This window comes from Lutimaribacter pacificus (genome assembly GCF_900142185.1).
Taxonomy (GTDB): Bacteria; Pseudomonadota; Alphaproteobacteria; order Rhodobacterales; family Rhodobacteraceae; genus Lutimaribacter; species Lutimaribacter pacificus.
Genome location: NZ_FQZZ01000001.1, coordinates 662,470 through 680,290 on the forward strand (window position 1 = coordinate 662,470; position 17,821 = coordinate 680,290).

Below are 17,821 nucleotides of genomic sequence, written 5' to 3' on the forward strand. Positions count from 1 at the left end.
GGTTCGGGGGCAGAACCGCCTCCGGCGGGAGTATTTCGGGAACGATGAAGGGCGGGGCGCCGCCGCGGTTTCCTCTCTCTGGCGATATCCTCGGGGGGTGAATTGGGCCGAAGGCCCGGGAGGGGGGGCAGACCGCCCCCCCCTTTCCCGCGTCGGGGCCGGTCAGTCCAGTTCGGCCAGCCGCGCGACGGCGGCCTTGATCCGGGTCTCTTCGTCCTCTTTCTGCGCCACGAGGTCGCGGGTTTCGATCACCACCTCTTCGGGGGCGCTTTCGACGAATTTCGGGTTGTTCAGGCGCCCGCGCAGCCCGCCCAGTTCCTTGGCAAGCTTGGCAAGCGTCTTTTCCAGCCGCGCCTTTTCCTCGGCCACGTCGATGATGCCGGCCAGCGGCAGGCCGAAGGTACCCCCCTCCATCGCGATGGTGGCGGTGCCCTTGGGGAAGCTTTCGACCTCGTCCAGGCTTTCGATCCGGGCCAGCCGTTTGGCCAGCACCTCGTTGCGGGTCCAGGCGGCGCGGTTGTCGTCGCCCAGCCCGGTGACCAGCAGCGGCACGTAGGCGCCCGCCGGCACATGCATCTGCGCACGGACCGAGCGGACCTCTTCGATGAGTCCGATGACCCAGCCCATTTCCCGATCCGCCGCCGGATCGGCAAGGTCTGCGCCATAGGTGGGCCAGTCGGCATGGACCAGCATCTTGGGCCTTGTGCCGGTCTGGCCCCACAGTTCCTCGGTGATGTAGGGCATGATCGGATGCAGGAAGATCATGCACTGGTCCAGCACCCAGGCCATGACCTGCCGGGTTTCCTCGCGCTCGGGCGCGTTTTCGTCCAGCAGCGGCTTGGAGAATTCCACGTACCAGTCGCAGACCCGGCCCCAGACAAAGGCGTAAAGCGCGTTGGCCGCGTCGTTGAAGCGGTATTCGGCCAGCGCCTGATCCACGGTTTCGCGCACGCGGGCGGTTTCGCCGATGATCCAGCGGTTGACGGTCGCGCTGGCCGCGGGCGGGGCGGATTGCGTTTCATGGCCGTCCCAGCAGCCGTTCATCTCGGCAAAGCGGCAGGCGTTCCACAGTTTCGTGCCGAAATTGCGGTAGCCCTTGATCCGGTCCTTCGACAGTTTCAGAACGCCCCCCAGCGCCGCCATCTGCGCCATGGTGAAACGCAGCGCGTCGGCGCCGAATTCGTCCACGATATCAAGGGGGTCGATCACGTTCCCCCTGGTCTTGGACATTTTCTGCCCCTTCTCGTCGCGGACGAGCTGGTGCAGGTAGACGGTGTGGAACGGGATTTCGTTCACCACGGCCAGCTGCATCATCATCATCCGCGCGACCCAGAAGAACAGGATGTCGAAGCCGGTCACCAGCACGTCGGTGGGGAAATATTTGCGCAGTTCCGGCGTATCCTCGGGCCAGCCCAGCGTGCCGATGGGCCAGAGGCCGGAAGAGAACCAGGTATCCAGCACGTCGGGATCGCGGAACATCGGGATTTCCTGCGGATAGTCGAACTGGCGGATGGCGCCTTCGTCGGCGGTATCGGCGTGCGCGATACGGTTTTGCAGCACGGCGACGGCCTCCTGCGCGTCGGCGACGATGCGGATATCGGTGCCGTCCGCGAACCGGCTGCGCGCGATCTCGATCGCCTCGGCCTCGGTCGCGGCACAAATGGGCAGCCAGTCCTCTTCACCCGGCAGATACCACACCGGGATCTGGTGACCCCACCAGAGCTGGCGGGAAATGCACCAGGGCTCGATATTCTCAAGCCAGTGGTAATAGGTCTTTTCGCCCGAGTCCGGCAGGATCTTCGTGCGTCCGTCGCGCACCGCGTCCAGCGCCGGGCCGACGACCTTTTCGGCATCGACGAACCACTGGTCGGTCAGCATCGGTTCGATCACCACCTGGCTGCGGTCGCCGAAGGGCTGCATGATCTTCTTTTCCTCGACCAGCGGCACGAGGTTCTGATCCTCGGTGCGCATCTCGCCGCCCTCAGAGGGTTCGACCGGCGATGTGACCGCCGCCTTGCCCAGCCGCGGGTCGGTGGCCTCGGTCATCACGGCAAGGCCTTCGTGGGTGATCTCCTGGATCACGCGCTTGCGGGCCTCGAACCGGTCGAGCCCGCGCAGGTGATCGGGCACCAGGTTCAGCGCGTCGGTTTCCGCCTCGGTCAGCCTGCGTTCGCCGCGCGCCACGGCCTGCGCGATTTCGGCCGCCTCGGCATAGGGGGCGCCGTCGGCGCGCATGTGGCCGCGCGTGTCCATCAGGCGATAGCAGGGGATGCCCCCGCGCTTGGCCACGCCGTAATCGTTGAAATCATGCGCGCCGGTGATCTTGACCGCGCCCGAGCCGAAATCGGGGTCGGGATAGTCGTCGGTGATGATCGGGATCAGGCGGCGATGTTCCTTGGGGCCAACCGGGATTTCGCACAGTTTCCCGACGATTGGCGCGTAACGCTCATCCTTCGGGTGAACGGCGACGGCACCGTCGCCCAGCATGGTTTCCGGCCGGGTGGTGGCGATCGAGATATAGTCGCGCTCTTCCTCGAACAGCACGTTGCCGTCCTCGTCGCGCTCCACATAGGTGTAGGTCGCACCGCCCGCCAGCGGGTATTTGAAATGCCACATGTGGCCATCGGTCTCAATATTCTCGACCTCGAGATCGGAAATGGCGGTTTCGAAATGCGGGTCCCAGTTGACCAGCCGCTTGCCGCGATAGATCAGGCCCTTTTCGTACATGTCGACGAAAACCTTGATCACCGCGTCATGGAAATCGGGCGAGTTTTCATGCCCCGTGCGCGGGTCGCCCGGTGCGCCCGCCATGGTGAAGGCGTTGCGGTCCCAGTCGCAGGAACAGCCCAGCCGCTGCAACTGCTTGACGATGGTGCCACCGTATTGCCCCTTCCATTCCCAGACTTTGGCCAGGAAATCCTCGCGCGGCATGTCGGTGCGGCGCAGGTTGCTTTCGGCCATCAGCTGCTTTTCCACCTGCAGCTGGGTGGCGATGCCGGCATGGTCCTGGCCGGGCTGCCACAGCGTGTCGAAACCGCGCATCCGGTGCCAGCGGATCAGGATGTCCTGAAGCGTGTTGTTGAAGGCATGGCCCACATGCAGCGCGCCCGTCACGTTGGGCGGCGGGATCATGACGGTGAATGTCTCGTCACGGCTGGCATTGGCGCCGGCGCGGAAGGCGCCCGTTGTCATCCACGTTTCGTAGAGCCGCGGTTCGGCCTCGGCGGCGTCAAAGGTCTTGTCCATGCCCATCGGGTCGTCTCTTTCCTCATGCGGGGGTCTTGCCCGGTCACTTAGCGAATGTGCGGGCAAAGGGAAAGGCCGGGCGCCTCAGTTGCGCGGCGGCACCAGCTTGCCGGGGTTCAGGATGTTCTGCGGATCGAGTGCGGCCTTCAGCGCGCCCATCACCTGCCAGCCATCGCCGTGCTCGGCCTGCATATAGGCCTGCTTGCCGATGCCGACCCCGTGTTCGCCGGTGCAGGTGCCGCCCATCGCCAGCGCGCGTTCGGCCATGCGGTGCGACAGCGCCTTCACGGCGTCCAGCTCCGCCCCGTCATCGGGGTCGAACAGCAGGATGGCGTGGAAATTGCCGTCGCCCACATGGCCCAGGATCGGGCCGGTGACGGGGCTGGCGGCGATGTCGGCGGCGGTGTCCTCGACCGCCTGCGCCAACCGCGAGATCGGCACGCAGATATCGGTGACCAGCGCGCGCTTGCCCGGCGCGCTGGCCAGCGTCGACCAGTGCGCGCGGTGGCGCATGTCCCACAGTTTCGTGCGGTCCTCGGGGCGGGCGGCCCAGTCGAACCCGGTCGCGCCGTGTTCGGCCACGATCGCGCCGAACATTTCGGCCTGTTCGCGCACGCCCGCCTCCGAGCCGTGGAATTCCACCATCAGGTGCGGGGTTTCGGGCATCGCCGCGCCGCTTGCCGCGTTGAAGATGCGCGCCATCGCGGCATCGACGAATTCGATCCGCGCCATCGGAATGCCCATCTGGATCGTCTCGATCACCGCCTGCACCGCGCCATGCATGTCGGGAAAGCCGCAAACGGCGGCGGTGATCGCCTCGGGCTGGCCCCGCAGCCGCAGGGTCAGTTCCGTCACAAGGCCCAGCGTGCCCTCGGAGCCGACCATCAGCCCGGTCAGGTCATAGCCTGCGCTGGATTTGCGCGCCCGCGTGCCGGTGCGGATCACCCGCCCGTCGGCCAGCACCACCTGCATCCCCAGGACATTGTCGCGCATCGTGCCATAGCGCACCGCGGTGGTGCCGCTGGCCCGCGTCATCGCCATTCCCCCGAGCGAGGCATTGGCGCCCGGATCGACCGGAAAGAACAGCCCCGTGGCGCGCAGTTCGGTATTCAGCGCCTCGCGGGTGCAGCCGGGTTGCACGCGCACGTCCATATCCTCGGCGTTGATGTCCAGCACCTTGTCCATCTCGCGGAAATCCACCACGACGCCGCCGGAAAACGCCTGCGCCTGCCCTTCGAGCGAGCTGCCCGCGCCCCAGCCGGTGACCGGGCAGCCGTGTTCGGCGCAGATTTTCACCAGCGCCGCCACCTCGTCGGTATCGCGCGGATAGGCCACCGCATCGGGCCGGGCCAGCGGATAATAGGTCTCGGATGCGGCGTGCAGGTCCAGATCGGGCTTGGACCGGCTCAGCCGTTGTCCTAACAATTGCGCAAGCGCATCGAGCGCGGCGGCGATGGTCATCGGGGAACTCCGTTCCTGGGGGTATTCGCGCGCCACACTAGGGCAGGGGGCGACAGGGGGAAAGAGCGGGCCATGCGGCAAATCCTGTCAGAGATATGGGGCGAGCTGTTCCAGGCGTCGAAAAACGGCTGGCGGCTTTTGCGTGTGCAGGGGCCGTCGAAGTTCCAGTTCTGGCTGATCGCCCTGCTGATCGGTGTCGGCGCGGGCTTTGCCGCGCTGTTCTTCCGCAAGGGGATCGAGGCGCTGCAGATCGCGCTTTACGGCACCGACGATCCCGCCATGCTGCACAGCTTTGCCGAGACGCTGCCGTGGTACTGGATCGTGCTGATCCCGGTGGCCGGCGGGCTGGTGGTGGGGCTGATCCTAAATTACTTCACCCCCGATGGCCGGGTGCGCACCGTCGCCGACGTGATCGAGGGCGCGGCGATGCAGAACGGCCGGGTCGAGCTGCGGGCCGGGGTCGGTTCGGCGCTGGCCTCGCTCATCACGCTCAGCTCGGGCGGGTCGTCGGGCCGCGAAGGGCCGGTGGTGCACATGGCCGGCGTAATCTCAAGCTGGGTAAGCGAGCGCATCCACGCCGACGGGATCACCGGGCGCGACCTGCTGGGCTGCGCGGTGGCGGCGGCGGTTTCGGCCAGCTTCAACGCGCCCATCGCCGGTGCGCTTTTCGCGCTCGAGGTGGTGCTGCGGCATTTCGCGGTCCATGCCTTTGCGCCCATCGTCATCGCCTCGGTCGCGGGCACCGTCATCAACCGGCTGGAATTCGGCGGCGTGACCGAGTTCAGCCTGCCCCAGTCGGGCACGTTGCAATTCTACCAGGAACTGCCCGCCTTCCTGCTGCTGGGGCTGGTCTGCGGCGCGGTGGCGGTGCTGCTGATGCGGGCGATCTTTTTCGCCGAGGATATCGGCGACGCCCTGCAGCGGCGCACCGGCCTGCCGCGCTGGCTGCGGCCGGGCATCGCGGGGCTGCTGCTTGGGGTGATCGCCATCGCCTTTCCGCATATCATCGGCGTCGGGTACGAGACCACCTCGGACGCGCTGACCGGCCAGCTTTTGTGGCACGAGGCGGTGGTTTTCGCGGTGCTGAAATGCGTGGCGGTGGCGATCACCATCGCGGGTCGTATGGGCGGCGGGATGTTCTCGCCCTCGCTGATGGTGGGGGCGCTGACCGGGCTGGCCTTCGGCCTGATCGCCACGGGGGTGTTTCCCGACGTGTCGGGCAGCCACACGCTTTATGCGCTGGCGGGCATGGGGGCGGTGGCGGCGGCGGTGCTGGGCGCGCCGATTTCCACCACGCTGATCGTGTTCGAACTGACCGGCGACTGGCAGACCGGGCTGGCGGTGATGGTGGCGGTGTCGATCTCGACCGCCATCGCCTCGCGGCTGGTGGACCGCTCGTTCTTCCTGACGCAGTTGGAACGGCGCGGCGTGCACCTGGCGGCGGGGCCACAGGCCTACCTGCTGGCGATGTTCCGGGCCGGCACCCTGATGCGCAAGCCCGAAGACCCCGGCGCCGCCAGCGAGGCGACCTGCCTCGAGATGATCGAGGACGGGATATCGGTGGATTTCAACGCCACGCTGGAACACGCGATGCCGCTGTTCGAACGCGCGGGCGTGCCCTATCTGCCGGTGACGACCACGGAGGAGGGCGAGCCCCGCCTGCTGGGCGCGCTGTTCCATGTCGACGCGCTCAAGACCTTCAACAGGGCGCTGGCCGCCACGGCGGCCGAGGAGCATTCGTGAGGCCCCGGAATGTCAGGCGCCGGGGCTGATCCCTAAAGCTGCTCAACCGCCACCGTGTCGCTTTTGTAAAAGGCCAGGTGATCCTTGATCCGGGCCGCGTCCGTCTTGGGGTCTTCATAGCTCCAGGCGGCATTTTCCAGCGTCGTGCTTTTCGTGACGATGGAATAATAGGCCGCGTCGCCCTTTTTCGGGCAATGGGTGCTGTGATCGGTCCGGTCCAGGAACGCCATGGCGATATCGTCGCGGGGGAAATAGATCACCGGGGGCATGTCGCCCTCGTGCAGTTCCAGCGCATTGGCGGATTCGCCCAGAACCGCACCGCCCGCGCGCACCACCCATGTGCCTTCCGCCCTGGTGATCGTGATATCGCTTGCCATCGGTTCATCCCCCTCCGAGTGTGTTATCGCTTTTTCTGGCGGCCTTGCGTGACGGTTTCATGTCATCCGTCAGATCGGCGCCGTCGCGTCGATCAACCATAGTCGCGCCGCCTCGGACAGGCGAGGCGCGATCTTGTCGCGGCAGGCCGCGTGGTAAGCATTCAGCCAATCGCGCTCTTCATCGCTCAAAAGCCCGGTCAACACAAGACGGCGGTCTATCGGCACATAGGTCAGCGTTTCGAAATCGAGCATCGGGCGCGGGTCGGCGCCGGGCAGGTCGGGCGCCTCCTGCACAGCGATCAGGTTTTCCAGCCGGATGCCGAAGGCGCCCTCGCGGTAATATCCCGGCTCGTTCGACAGGATCATGCCGGGCAGCAGCGGCACCTCGGACACCCGGCTGAGCCGCTGCGGCCCTTCGTGCACGCAGAGGTAGACGCCGACGCCATGCCCGGTGCCGTGGTTGAAATCCTGCCCCGCCACCCACAGCGGATAGCGCGCGATGGCATCGAGGTCGCGCCCCGCCAGCCCGCGCGGGAAACGCAGGCGCGACATGGCGACCATGCCCTTCAGCACGCGGGTGAAGCAGGTTTTCTCCTCATCCCCCACAGCACCCACGGGCAGCGTGCGGGTGATGTCGGTGGTGCCGTCCAGGTATTGCCCGCCGGAATCCACCACGATCAGTTGCCCCTCGTCCAGTCGGGCATTGGTGTCTTCGGTCACGCGGTAATGCATGATCGCGCCGTGCGGGCCGGTGCCGGCGATGGTGTCGAAGCTGATGTCCAGCAGCGCATTGGTGGCGCGGCGATATCCTTCCAGCGCGGTGGCCACGTCGATTTCGGTGATCGTGCCGGGGGGCTGCGCGTCGAACCAGCACAGGAATTCGCACATCGCGGCGGCGTCGCGCAGATGCGCCTCGCGGGTGGCGGCGATCTCGGCGCGGGTCTTGGTGGCCTTGGGCAGGATGCACGGGTCCTGGTCCGCGACATGGGGCACGTCCGCCTCGTCGAGCTGTTGCAGCACCCAGACCGGCGCGCTGTCGTGATCCACCCGCACCGGCCCGGTGAGCGAGCGCAGCGCGGCGGCAAAGGCCTGCGGCGGGCGGACCGTCACCGCATCGCCCAGATGCGCGCGCAGGGTATCGTCCACCTTGGCGGCATCGGCAAACAGCGTGCAATGCCCGCTGTCATGCAGGATGGCAAAACCGTGGGGGATCGGGTTGCGGGGGATGTCGCTGCCGCGGATGTTCAGCAGCCAGGCCAGCGAATCCGGCAGCGTGATCACCGCCGATTCCTGCCCCTGGTTGCGCAGCTGCGCGCCCAGCCGGGTCAGCTTGTCGCCATGCGCCTCGCCCGCCAGTTCGACCGGATAGGGCGTGATCGCGCCGCCGGGCGGCGCGGGCTGGTCGGGCCAGATGCGGTCGACAAGGTTGGGGCAGGGGGCCAGCGCGATCTGCGTGCCCGCCAGCCCGGCCTCGATCCTTGCGATTTCGGCGGGCGTGTGCAGCCACGGGTCGAACCCCACCCTGCCCGCGTCGAGATGCTGGCGCAGCCAGGGCGCGGGCTGGGTTTCGGGCCAGTCGACCGGGGTGAAATGATCGAGGTCGACCTGGTGTTTTACCTGCGTGCGATAGCGCCCGTCGACGAACACCCCCGCCACATCCGCAAGCGCGATGCAGAACCCGGCCGAGCCGGTAAAGCCGGTCAGGAAGGACAGGCGGTCGTCATGCGGGGCGACATATTCGCCCTGATGCGCATCGGCGCGGGGCACCAGGAAGCCCGCCAGCCCTTCGGCGCGCATCGCCGCGCGCAGCTGCGCCAGCCGCGCGGGGCCGTGCTCGGGGGTGGCGGTGGTTTCGAAACTCTGGAACATGGGGCCTCCGGAATATGCGTTGGGGCGTATTCAGCCGGGATTGCGTGGCCGGCGCAAGGGGCAAGCCTGCCCGTTGGCCTGCGTGTCAGGGCGCGGGAGCGAGGGGCGCTGCCCCTCGCGCTCCCCGGGATATTTGCAGAGAGAGGAAACTCAGCCTGCGCGCCTGATGCCGAGGAACCGGGCGCGGGCGCGCGGGTCCTTGTCGAACAGCGCGGCCAGCTGTTCGGTCATCGCGCCGGCCAGTTGGTCGACATCGGTGATCGTTACCGCGTGCTGGTAATAGCGCGTCACGTCATGGCCGATGCCGATGGCGATCAGTTCCACCATCTTGCGGCGTTCGACCATGTCGATCACGTCGCGCAGGTGCTTTTCCAGGTAATTGGCGGGGTTGACCGACAGGGTGCTGTCGTCGACCGGCGCGCCGTCCGAAATCACCATCAGGATCTTGCGCGCCTCCTGCCGGCGGGCCATGCGGCGATGCGCCCATTCCAGCGCCTCGCCGTCGATATTTTCCTTGAGCAGCCCCTCTTTCATCATCAGCCCGAGGTTGGGGCGCACCCGGCGCCAGGGCGCGTCGGCGGATTTGTAGATGATGTGGCGCAGGTCGTTCAGGCGGCCGGGCTGTTGCGGACGGCCCTCGGCCAGCCATTTCTCGCGGCTTTGCCCGCCCTTCCAGGCGCGGGTGGTGAAGCCGAGGATTTCCACCTTGACGTCGCAGCGTTCCAGCGTGCGCGCCAGCACGTCGGCGCAGATCGCCGCGATGGAAATCGGCCGGCCCCGCATCGAGCCGGAATTGTCCAGCAGCAGCGTCACCACCGTGTCGCGGAACTCGGTATCCTTTTCCACCTTGAAACTCAGCGGCGTGGTGGGGTTGGCGACAACGCGGGCAAGGCGGCCGGCATCGAGGATGCCTTCCTCCATGTCGAACAGCCAGGACCGGTTCTGCTGCGCCTGGAGCCGGCGCTGCAGCTTGTTGGCCAGCCGCCCCACGGCGCCCTTCAGCGGATCGAGCTGCTGGTCGAGATAGGCGCGCAGCCGTTCCAGCTCGGCCGGTTCGGCCAGTTCCTCGGCGGGGATTTCCTCGTCGAAATCGGTGGTATAGGCGGCATAGTTCGGGTCGGCATCCGACAGCGGCGCGGGCGGGGGCGGCTCCAGCGGGGCCTCGCCCTCGGGCAGCTCGGTTTCCTCGCTCATCTCCTCGTCGGCGAGATCGTCCATGCTGACCTGCGCCTCGGAGCTGTCCTGCTGCTCGTCCTGGCTCTGCTCGGGCGAGGCTTCGGCATCGTCGTCCTGCTCGTCGTCCTGGCCGGAGCTGTCGGGCTGTTCCTCTTCCTCGGCGCTTTCGTCGGCCTCGTCCTGATCCTCGTCGGGCTGGTCGGGATCGTCGCCCAGCTGGTCGCCATAGCCCAGATCCTCGATCACCTTGCGGGCCAGCCGGGCAAAGGCGGTCTGGTCGTTCAGGATCGCGTTCAGATCGTCCAGCGTGCCGCCGGCCTGGCCCTCGATATGGCCGCGCCACAGGTCCATCACGTTCTGCGCGGCCGCCGGCAGGTCGCGCCCGGTCGCAAGGTGCCGCACGAGGTAGCCCGCCGCCGTGGCCAGCGGCGCATCGGCAGCCTGGGTGATCTGGTCATAGCCCAGCCGCTGCGCCTCATGCGCGATCTTGGCGTCGATATTGCCGGCGGTGCCGGGCATGTCGCGCGCGCCCATCGCCTCGCAGCGGGCGGTTTCCATCGCCTCGTAGATATCGCGCGCCATGTCGCCGGGGGGGCGGTATTTCGCGTGTAGCCCGTCGTCGTGATAGCGGCGATGCATCGCCAGCGCGTCCGCCGTGCCGCGCGCCAGCAGCACCTCGTCGCGGGTCATCCGGCGGCTGATCTGCGGCAGGCGCATCTGGTCGCCCGACAGCCCCGAGGGGTCGACCGAATAGCTGACATTCAGATCGGTATCGTCGGCCATGACCTTGGTGGCCTCGGCCAGCGCCTTCTTGAAGGGATCTGCGGGGTTGTCGTCGTTACGCGCCATAGCCACAGGTTTCGCCCCCTGCGCGCCGATTGGCAAGGGGCAAAATCGTCCTGCCGGGGGTGGCGCTCAGCGTCCGGGTGCAAGCAGCGCGTCGCAGCGTTCGGCGATGCGCGAGAAGAGATCGGTGCTTTGCCGGTCGCCGTCGACGAGCCCGCGATAGAGCAGCCGGTACCCGCCGACGCGGTCCCGTGCCACCGTTCCGGCCAGCGCCGCGAACTCTGCCGCCAGCGCCGCGGCGTCGTCGGGCGGCACGTCAAAGCCGGGCATGGCGCGCTGTTCCGCCGCGACCGCGCGCCAGAAGGCGGCGCATTCGGCGGCGGTTTCGGCCCGGGCGGCCTGCGGGGCCGCCAGTATGAGGGCGATCAGGCCGGGCCCGAGCACAAGGCGGAGGCAGCGGGCGGCGATGCCGGGCCGCGACGCGATTGCCCCGCCGCGCCGCATCACCCGAGGCTGAGGCTGGCCGCGCTTTCGGGCAGTTCCTCGTCAAAGCAGCGCTGGTAGAACTCGGCCACGGTCTGCCGCTCCAGTTCGTCGCATTTGTTGAGGAAGGACAGCCGGAACGCATAGCCCATATTGCGGAAGATCTCGGCGTTCTGGGCCCAGTTGATCACCGTGCGCGGGCTCATCACCGTGGACAGGTCGCCATTCATGAAGGCGGTGCGCGTCAGGTTGGCGATGGTGACCATGTGGCCCACGGTCTTGCGTCCGGCTTCGGTGTTGTAATGCGGGTTCTTGGCCAGGACGATGGCGCATTCGGCGTCATGCGACAGGTAGTTCAGCGTCGCCACCAGCGACCAGCGGTCCATCTGGGCCTGGTTGATCTGCTGCGTGCCGTGATAGAGGCCCGTGGTGTCGCCCAGCCCCACCGTGTTGGCGGTGGCGAACAGGCGGAAATAGGGGTTGGGCGTGATGATCTCGTTCTGGTCCAGCAGGGTCAGCTTGCCGTCATGCTCCAGCACGCGCTGGATCACGAACATCACGTCGGCGCGGCCGGCGTCGTATTCGTCGAACACGATGGCGGTGGGGTTGCGCAGGGCCCAGGGCAGGATGCCCTCGTGGAACTCGGTGACCTGCTTGCCGTCCTTCAGCTTGATCGCGTCCTTGCCGATCAGGTCGATCCGGCTGATATGGCTGTCGAGGTTGACGCGCACGCAGGGCCAGTTCAGCCGCGCGGCGACCTGTTCGATATGGGTCGATTTCCCGGTGCCGTGATAGCCCTGGATCATCACCCGGCGGTTGCGCGCGAACCCGGCGAGGATCGCCAGCGTGGTATCGGGGTCGAACTTGTAGGTCGTGTCGATATCGGGCACGCGATCCGTGCGGTCGGCAAAGCCCCTGACCGTCATGTCCGTGTCGATGCCGAATACATCGCGGACCGAGATATCGTCGGTGGGTTTCGCGTTCATGTCCATGCTGCCATCCGCCATGTCGTGCTTCCTTCTTCGTCCGGGCGCTGCCGTCCATCCGGGTTCCGTGCTGCACCATATAGCGTGCAAGCGCAAGGGCAAGGCGGCCGGGGCTTGCCTTTTGCGCTTGGGGTGACATCTCTACGGATCAGGGCAGCCGGGGACAGCATGACCGACCGAAATCACATCGAGGCGCTGATCGCCCGCACGGCCCTTGGCGACCGGCCGGCATTCGGCGCGCTTTACGATGCGACCTCGGCGAAACTTTTCGGGGTATTGCTGCGTGTCTTGAACAACCGCGACGCGGCCGAGGACGCCTTGCAGGAGGTATTCGAAAAGATCTGGCGCAATGCCGGGCGATACCAGGTCAACGGGCTGAGCCCGATGACATGGCTGATCACCATCGCGCGCAACCACGCCATCGACCGGCTGCGCCGGCAACGGGCCACCGATCCGCTGGATGCGGTGCCCGAACCGGCCGATACCGCGCCGGGCCCCGAGGCGCAGGCGATTGCCCGCTCCGAGGCGGGGCGGCTGGCCGCCTGCTTCGACGAGCTTGAGGCGGATCATGCGGATGCGGTGCGCCGTGCCTATCTTGGCGGCGAAACCTATGCCGAGCTGGCCGCGCGTTTCGCGGTGCCGCTCAACACCATGCGGACGCGGCTGCGCCGCAGCCTGATGAAACTGAAGGATTGCCTGACGCGATGACCGACCGCGACGACATACCGCCCCCCGACGGGGGGGATGACGCGCTGGCGGCGGAATACGTGCTGGGCCTGCTCGGGGCGGACGAGGCGCGCCGCTTCGAGGATCGTCTGTCGCACGAGCCCGACCTGCGCGCGGCCTATGCACGCTGGGCCGGGCATTTCGCCGCGCTGACCGATGATATCGCCCCGGTAGAGCCACCCGCGCACCTGCGCAGGCGCATCCTCGGCATTGCCCCGCGCGCGCCGGTCTGGCGTCGCGGCTGGGCCTGGGCCGCGGGCGTCGCGGCGGTGGCGTTGCTGGTCTGGATCAATTTCGGCGCGCCGGTCATGCGTGATGACGGCCCCGAACTGCTGGCCGAGATCGCGGCCGAGGATCGCGCGCTGGTGCTGTCAGCGGCCTATGATGCCGACAGCGCGGAGCTGGTGCTCGACCGGCAGTCCGGGCAGGCCGCGCCGGGCCGCGTGCTGGAGCTGTGGCTGATCGCGGGCGATGCCGCGCCGGTATCGCTGGGCGTGCTGCCCGACGATCCCCGCGCGCAGATCGCGGTGCCGCAGGCGCTGCGCGACGGGCTGGCCGAAGGCGCGATCCTGGCGGTGTCGGACGAGCCGCCCGGCGGATCGCCCACCGGCCAGCCCACCGGCGCGGTTCTGGCCGTGGGCGCGATCACGTCCTCGTGATCGCGAAGCTGAAACTCTTTCAGATCTCCTGCGTGGCTTCGGGTCGATCGGGGCAAACGGCCCCGGCGCCTGAAACCAGAACGACAGGAGATGAAGATGACCACGAAACGTTTTACCGCCACGCTGACCGCACTGACACTGGTCGGCACCGCTGCGCTGGCAGGCAACCCGATGGTGGGCGGCGCGGCGATGTTCGCCGACAGGACCATCGTCGAAAACGCCGTCAACTCGGCCGATCACGAAACGCTGGTTGCGGCGGTGCAGGCCGCGGGGCTGGTCGAGACCCTGTCCGGCAAGGGGCCGTTCACCGTTTTCGCGCCCACGGACGCGGCCTTTGCCATGTTGCAGGACGGCACGGTGGAAACGCTGCTCAAGCCGGAAAACAAGGCCATGCTGCAAAAGGTGCTGACCTGCCACGTGGTATCGGCCGACGCGATGTCGATGGCGATCAAGGGCATGGTCGACGACGATGGCGGCATGCACCCGGTGCCGACCGTGGGCGGCTGCACGCTGCAGGCCAGCTATAGCGGCGACACCATCATGCTGAAGGACGAACGCGGCCGCACCGCCACGGTGACGATTGCCGATGTCGAACAGTCGAACGGGGTCATTCATGTGATCGACACGGTGCTTCTGCCGGCGATGTAAGGGGCCGGACCGGGGCCGGGATGCGCGGCAAGTCCCCACGCAATTGCGCGTGTGCATTCCCGGCGCGTGAGTGTTCCGGTCGGCAAACCCTCACATGAATGTGCACGGTCCGCGTTTGATTTGGCGCGGGCCGTGCAGCTATCCTTTCCCAACCGCAAAGGAGAAAAGCTATGGATCGCCGCCACTTTCTCGCCCTGTCCGGCCTGCTGGCCTTTACCGGGCGGGCCCGTGCGGCCGAAGGCAGTTTCGAGGTCACGCGCAGCGATGCGGAGTGGCAGGAGATGCTGACGCCGCAGCAATACAAGGTGATGCGCCGCGAGGCGACCGAGCCGCCGGGCTCCTCCCCGCTCGACAAGCTTTACGATCCGGGCATGTATCACTGCCGGGGCTGCGATCTTGCCTTGTATTCCAGCAAGCACAAATACGACAGCGGCACCGGCTGGCCGAGCTTCTGGAAGGCGCAGGCGAACGCGATCGGCACCAGGCGGGATTTCAAGCTGATCTATCCGCGCACCGAATGCCATTGCCGCCGCTGCGGGTCACACCTGGGTCATATCTTCAATGACGGGCCGCAGCCGACGGGCAAGCGGCATTGCCTGAACGGGGTCAGCCTGGTGTTCCGGCCGGCGTGACCGGGCAGGGCTTTGCCGTGGTTCGGGGGGAACCCCGCCCGGAACGGCCGCGCAGCGGCCCGGGCATCGCACGGCCGCCCCCCCCCCGGCCGGGCGATTGGCTGCAGCAAGTGCCACGGTCCGAGGGAGGATGTGGCTGCACGATAAACTGCCAGCCACAACCGTTGGATCGCCCGACCGCGGCCATGCGATGCCCTCTGTTGCGATGATTGGGAAGGGGAGCGCCCTCCAAAGACAAACCCCTGACCCGGCAGGGCAAACGCCCCGACCGTCGCCCCCTACTTGAAGTTCCGGCTGTCCTTGATCTGGTCCCAGGCCCAGACGACCTCCTGCAGCTGTTCCTCCTGGCTGCGGTCGCCGCCGTTCATGTCCGGGTGCAGCACCTTGATCAGCGCCTTGTAGGCCTTGCGCACCTCGGTCTTGCTCCAGTGGTCGCGCGCTTCAAGGATCTCGATCGCCTTGCGCTCGGTCGGCGGCAGCTTGCGGGTGTGCCCGTCGCCATTGCTGCGGCCGGGGTTGCGGGTGGCGTTCTGGCCCAGCACCTGGTGCGGGTCCTCGATGCCCAGCCGCGCCCAGGCGCGCGCCTCGGGGTCGCCCAGCGGCTTGGTCTCACGCTCCCAGACCTTGTCCTTGGAGCGTTGCGCGTTCATCTCGGCCTCGGTGGTGCCTTCGAAGAAGTTCCATTTCAGATTGTATTCGCGCACATGGTCCTTGCAGAACCAGTAATAGTCATCCAGCACGTCCGGCGCCTTGGGCGCGCGGAACTTGCCGGGCTCGGTGCAGCCCGGATGTTCACAGAGCCGCTGCGAGGTTTCGAACTCGCCCGACATGCCCCGACGTCCGCGCGGGTTCTTCTTCTTGGCCGACTTGACCGACATGTCGAACCCGAAGGGGTCTGATTTGTCCATGGCATCACCTTATTCGACTCGGACCGCAGAGTTTAGTTACTGTCCCGCAGGATGGAAGGGGGAGGCGCGAAATTGTGAGCCTCAGGCCCGCGTGCGGTCGGCCTCGGCCTCGTCCGACCATTCCTTTTCGGGCACCGTGCCGATTGCCGCGCCGTTTCCGGCCCCGGGTGCCTCGGCCTCGTCCCCGGTCAGATCCTCCAGCAGCTCGGGCTGGAACTCCGAAAGATCGCCCGCGCGCGGCCGCCGGAACACCAGCACCGAACGGAACACCGTCTGCGTCGAGGTCAGCCCCTGGCGTTCCTCGCTGGGCAGGGTTTCCGAGCGCAGGAATTCCCACCCGTCGCCGCCCAGATCGTTCATGACCTGCTGGACGGCAAGGGAAAACCGTGCCTCCGCCCCCTTGACCCCGCGCGCCTTGCGGCCCTTTCGGGGGGCCGGGATCACCTTGTATTCGTAAAGCATCGAAACCTTCCTGTGCCGCGTGACCGCGGGACACTATCAAGCCGCGCGCGAAAGGGGAAGGCGGGATTGGCCGCGGACGGGTGCGCGACGCTTATTTCCGCCGGATGCCGATTGCGCGGCCCGCCCGTTCGGGGCGTGGCAGGCTGCGGTGGCTTTCGTAAAGCGCGGCCACCCTTTCATGCGTGTCCGGGGGCATCGGTGCGACGCGCGGGCCGGTCATGTCGATATGCAGCGCCAGCGCCTCGGCGGTGGCGGCCAGCCAGCCGTCCTCGTGGTAAAGTTCCTGGTAGTAGTGAAAGCGTTTCTCGTCGAAATCGAGCATCTGGAAGGTGGCATAGGTTCTGTGCCCCTCGTGCAGCTCGCGCACGTAGCAGACGTGGAACTCGGCGGTATAGGTGGTCATCGAACGCGCGCGGATATAGTCGGGGCCGAATCCCATCAGCGAATAGGCCTCGTCGGCGCAGCGGTCGAACAGCACGTTGTAATAGGCCATGTTCATGTGGCCGTTATAGTCGATCCATTCCGGCACCACCGTCATCGGCGAGGATTTGAAAGGCATCATATCTGTCTGTCTCCTTGGGAAATTACGGTTGCCATGCCGCCAGCGGGCGGGCCATGACGCGCCGCCACAGAGGCGGCACCAGCGCGATCGCGCCCATGACCGGCACCGGATGCGGCAGGGTCGGCATCTCGCCGGTCAGGTCGAGCGCGGGAAAGGCAATGGCGGGGTGGGTGTGGTGGTGCGAGTGGCGCGGCGCGTTCAGCATCATCGCCGAGGACCAGAATTCCGGCCCGTTCCAGCTGTGTTGCGGGCCGACCGGCTCGGGCCTGCCATCGGGGCCAATGCGCCGGCGCAGCCCGTAGTGCTGCAGGTAATCCGACAGCAGGATCTGCAATTGCGCATATCCCGCGATGCCCAGCCAGGCGGCAACGCCCCAGCCGCCCGCGATGCCGAAGGCCAGCAGCAGGCAGGCCGCCGCGCCCGCCAGGTAGCCCGCGTAAGGGTGCGTCCACGCGGCGGGCGGGGTTTTCGCCCGTGCCCGCAGGGCGGTTTCGGCCCGCCACCCCGCGCGGAACGATCCCGCCCAGGCGCGCGGCGCGAAACGCCAGAACCCCATGCCCGCGGGCGCCGAGCTGGGATCGGCATCGGTGCCCACATGGACGTGGTGCACCCGCAGATGCGACGAGGCGTGATGCCCGAACAGCAGCGCCACGTAGATCGCCCGCCCCAGCAGCCGCATCCAGCGCGCGGGGCGGTGGATCAGCTCATGCGCATTGGGATGCCCGACCTGCCCGAAGAACAGGCCGAACCCGGCCAGCAGCCCCAGCCGGTGCGGCAGGTCGTGCCCCGACGCGCCGCCCACGGCCCAGACCGCCAGCGCCATCAGCGGCAGATGCATGAGCCCCAGCCCGACCGCCAGCGCGGTGCCGGCGGGAAACTCGGAGTTGCGCCCGCGCCGCACAGCGGCACGGCGCACCAGCCGGTCGATCGCCCATGTCAGCAGGGTGAGGCACAGCAGCGCCGCCCAGACCCACCAGCCGCCCCATATCGCACCGGCGATCAGCAGCAGCGCGGGCAGCAGCGTGGCGATATCGAAGAACAGCATGGGCATCCCGGCGATTGGTTCGCCAGAGACTTAGCGCAGCCGCCGCCGCCGC

16 protein-coding genes are annotated in these 17,821 nt (G+C 67.4%); 5 read left to right on the top strand and 11 right to left on the bottom strand.

The annotated features are described in order from the left end of the window. Window positions 1-162: 162 nt before the first annotated feature. Together F3H87_RS03295 and F3H87_RS03300 are read right to left on the bottom strand one after the other, a co-directional pair. Window positions 163-3,252, bottom strand: coding sequence for a valine--tRNA ligase (locus F3H87_RS03295; RefSeq protein ID WP_149786461.1), 3,090 nt, complete (start codon window positions 3,250-3,252; stop codon window positions 163-165). A gap of 78 nt (window positions 3,253-3,330) precedes the next feature. Then, window positions 3,331-4,707: an FAD-binding oxidoreductase gene (locus F3H87_RS03300; protein WP_149786460.1), complete on the bottom strand. Its 1,377-nt coding sequence runs from the start codon at window positions 4,705-4,707 to the stop codon at window positions 3,331-3,333. 72 nt (window positions 4,708-4,779) lie between these two features. On the opposite strand from F3H87_RS03300, the gene F3H87_RS03305 reads away from it, so the two are divergent. Then, window positions 4,780-6,450 (top strand): chloride channel protein, encoded by a 1,671-nt coding sequence (locus tag F3H87_RS03305; RefSeq protein WP_149786459.1) that lies wholly within the window; start codon window positions 4,780-4,782, stop codon window positions 6,448-6,450. 32 nt (window positions 6,451-6,482) lie between these two features. On the opposite strand, the gene F3H87_RS03310 is transcribed toward F3H87_RS03305, so the two are convergent. The 5 genes from F3H87_RS03310 to cobS form a co-directional block, all read right to left on the bottom strand. Further along, the gene (locus tag F3H87_RS03310; RefSeq protein WP_149786458.1) at window positions 6,483-6,827 is read right to left on the bottom strand and encodes a DUF427 domain-containing protein; all 345 of its coding nucleotides are present in this window, start codon (window positions 6,825-6,827) and stop codon (window positions 6,483-6,485) included. 69 nt (window positions 6,828-6,896) lie between these two features. Continuing rightward, window positions 6,897-8,696 carry an aminopeptidase P family protein gene (locus tag F3H87_RS03315; protein ID WP_149786457.1) on the bottom strand — a complete coding sequence of 600 codons (1,800 nt, stop codon included), beginning with the start codon at window positions 8,694-8,696 and terminating at the stop codon, window positions 6,897-6,899. A 150-nt stretch (window positions 8,697-8,846) separates the two neighbouring features. Then, complete coding sequence (gene cobT / locus F3H87_RS03320; protein WP_149787110.1) at window positions 8,847-10,721, bottom strand: cobaltochelatase subunit CobT; 1,875 nt, start codon at window positions 10,719-10,721, stop codon at window positions 8,847-8,849. A 66-nt stretch (window positions 10,722-10,787) separates the two neighbouring features. Then, a complete protein-coding gene (locus F3H87_RS03325) occupies window positions 10,788-11,102 on the bottom strand; it encodes a hypothetical protein (RefSeq protein WP_149786456.1) in 315 nt (104 codons plus the stop codon). Window positions 11,103-11,161: 59 nt separating this feature from the next. Further along, window positions 11,162-12,148 (bottom strand): cobaltochelatase subunit CobS, encoded by a 987-nt coding sequence (cobS, locus tag F3H87_RS03330; protein ID WP_149786455.1) that lies wholly within the window; start codon window positions 12,146-12,148, stop codon window positions 11,162-11,164. Window positions 12,149-12,295: 147 nt separating this feature from the next. Between cobS and F3H87_RS03335 the strand changes: the two genes are divergently transcribed. The 4 genes from F3H87_RS03335 (at window position 12,296) to msrB (ending at window position 14,792) form a co-directional block, all read left to right on the top strand. Next, the gene (locus F3H87_RS03335; protein WP_149786454.1) at window positions 12,296-12,835 is read left to right on the top strand and encodes a sigma-70 family RNA polymerase sigma factor; all 540 of its coding nucleotides are present in this window, start codon (window positions 12,296-12,298) and stop codon (window positions 12,833-12,835) included. Next, window positions 12,832-13,512: an anti-sigma factor gene (locus F3H87_RS03340; RefSeq protein ID WP_149786453.1), complete on the top strand. Its 681-nt coding sequence runs from the start codon at window positions 12,832-12,834 to the stop codon at window positions 13,510-13,512. Before F3H87_RS03335 ends, F3H87_RS03340 begins: the two co-directional genes overlap by 4 nt. Window positions 13,513-13,608: 96 nt before the next feature. Continuing rightward, window positions 13,609-14,160: a fasciclin domain-containing protein gene (locus F3H87_RS03345; protein ID WP_149786452.1), complete on the top strand. Its 552-nt coding sequence runs from the start codon at window positions 13,609-13,611 to the stop codon at window positions 14,158-14,160. A gap of 170 nt (window positions 14,161-14,330) precedes the next feature. Continuing rightward, the gene (gene msrB / locus F3H87_RS03350) at window positions 14,331-14,792 is read left to right on the top strand and encodes a peptide-methionine (R)-S-oxide reductase MsrB (protein WP_149786451.1); all 462 of its coding nucleotides are present in this window, start codon (window positions 14,331-14,333) and stop codon (window positions 14,790-14,792) included. A 278-nt stretch (window positions 14,793-15,070) separates the two neighbouring features. Here msrB and F3H87_RS03355 read toward each other — a convergent pair whose 3' ends face one another. The 4 genes from F3H87_RS03355 to F3H87_RS03370 all read right to left on the bottom strand — a co-directional run bounded on the left by F3H87_RS03355 (window position 15,071) and on the right by F3H87_RS03370 (window position 17,769). Next, window positions 15,071-15,700, bottom strand: a complete 630-nt coding sequence (locus tag F3H87_RS03355; RefSeq protein ID WP_149786450.1) for a J domain-containing protein — start codon at window positions 15,698-15,700, stop codon at window positions 15,071-15,073. 81 nt (window positions 15,701-15,781) lie between these two features. Beyond that, window positions 15,782-16,162: a DUF4177 domain-containing protein gene (locus tag F3H87_RS21925; RefSeq protein ID WP_223227948.1), complete on the bottom strand. Its 381-nt coding sequence runs from the start codon at window positions 16,160-16,162 to the stop codon at window positions 15,782-15,784. Window positions 16,163-16,253: 91 nt separating this feature from the next. Continuing rightward, complete coding sequence (locus tag F3H87_RS03365) at window positions 16,254-16,724, bottom strand: thioesterase family protein (protein WP_223227949.1); 471 nt, start codon at window positions 16,722-16,724, stop codon at window positions 16,254-16,256. 22 nt (window positions 16,725-16,746) lie between these two features. Beyond that, window positions 16,747-17,769: an alkane 1-monooxygenase gene (locus F3H87_RS03370; RefSeq protein ID WP_149786449.1), complete on the bottom strand. Its 1,023-nt coding sequence runs from the start codon at window positions 17,767-17,769 to the stop codon at window positions 16,747-16,749. Window positions 17,770-17,821 lie beyond the last annotated feature (52 nt).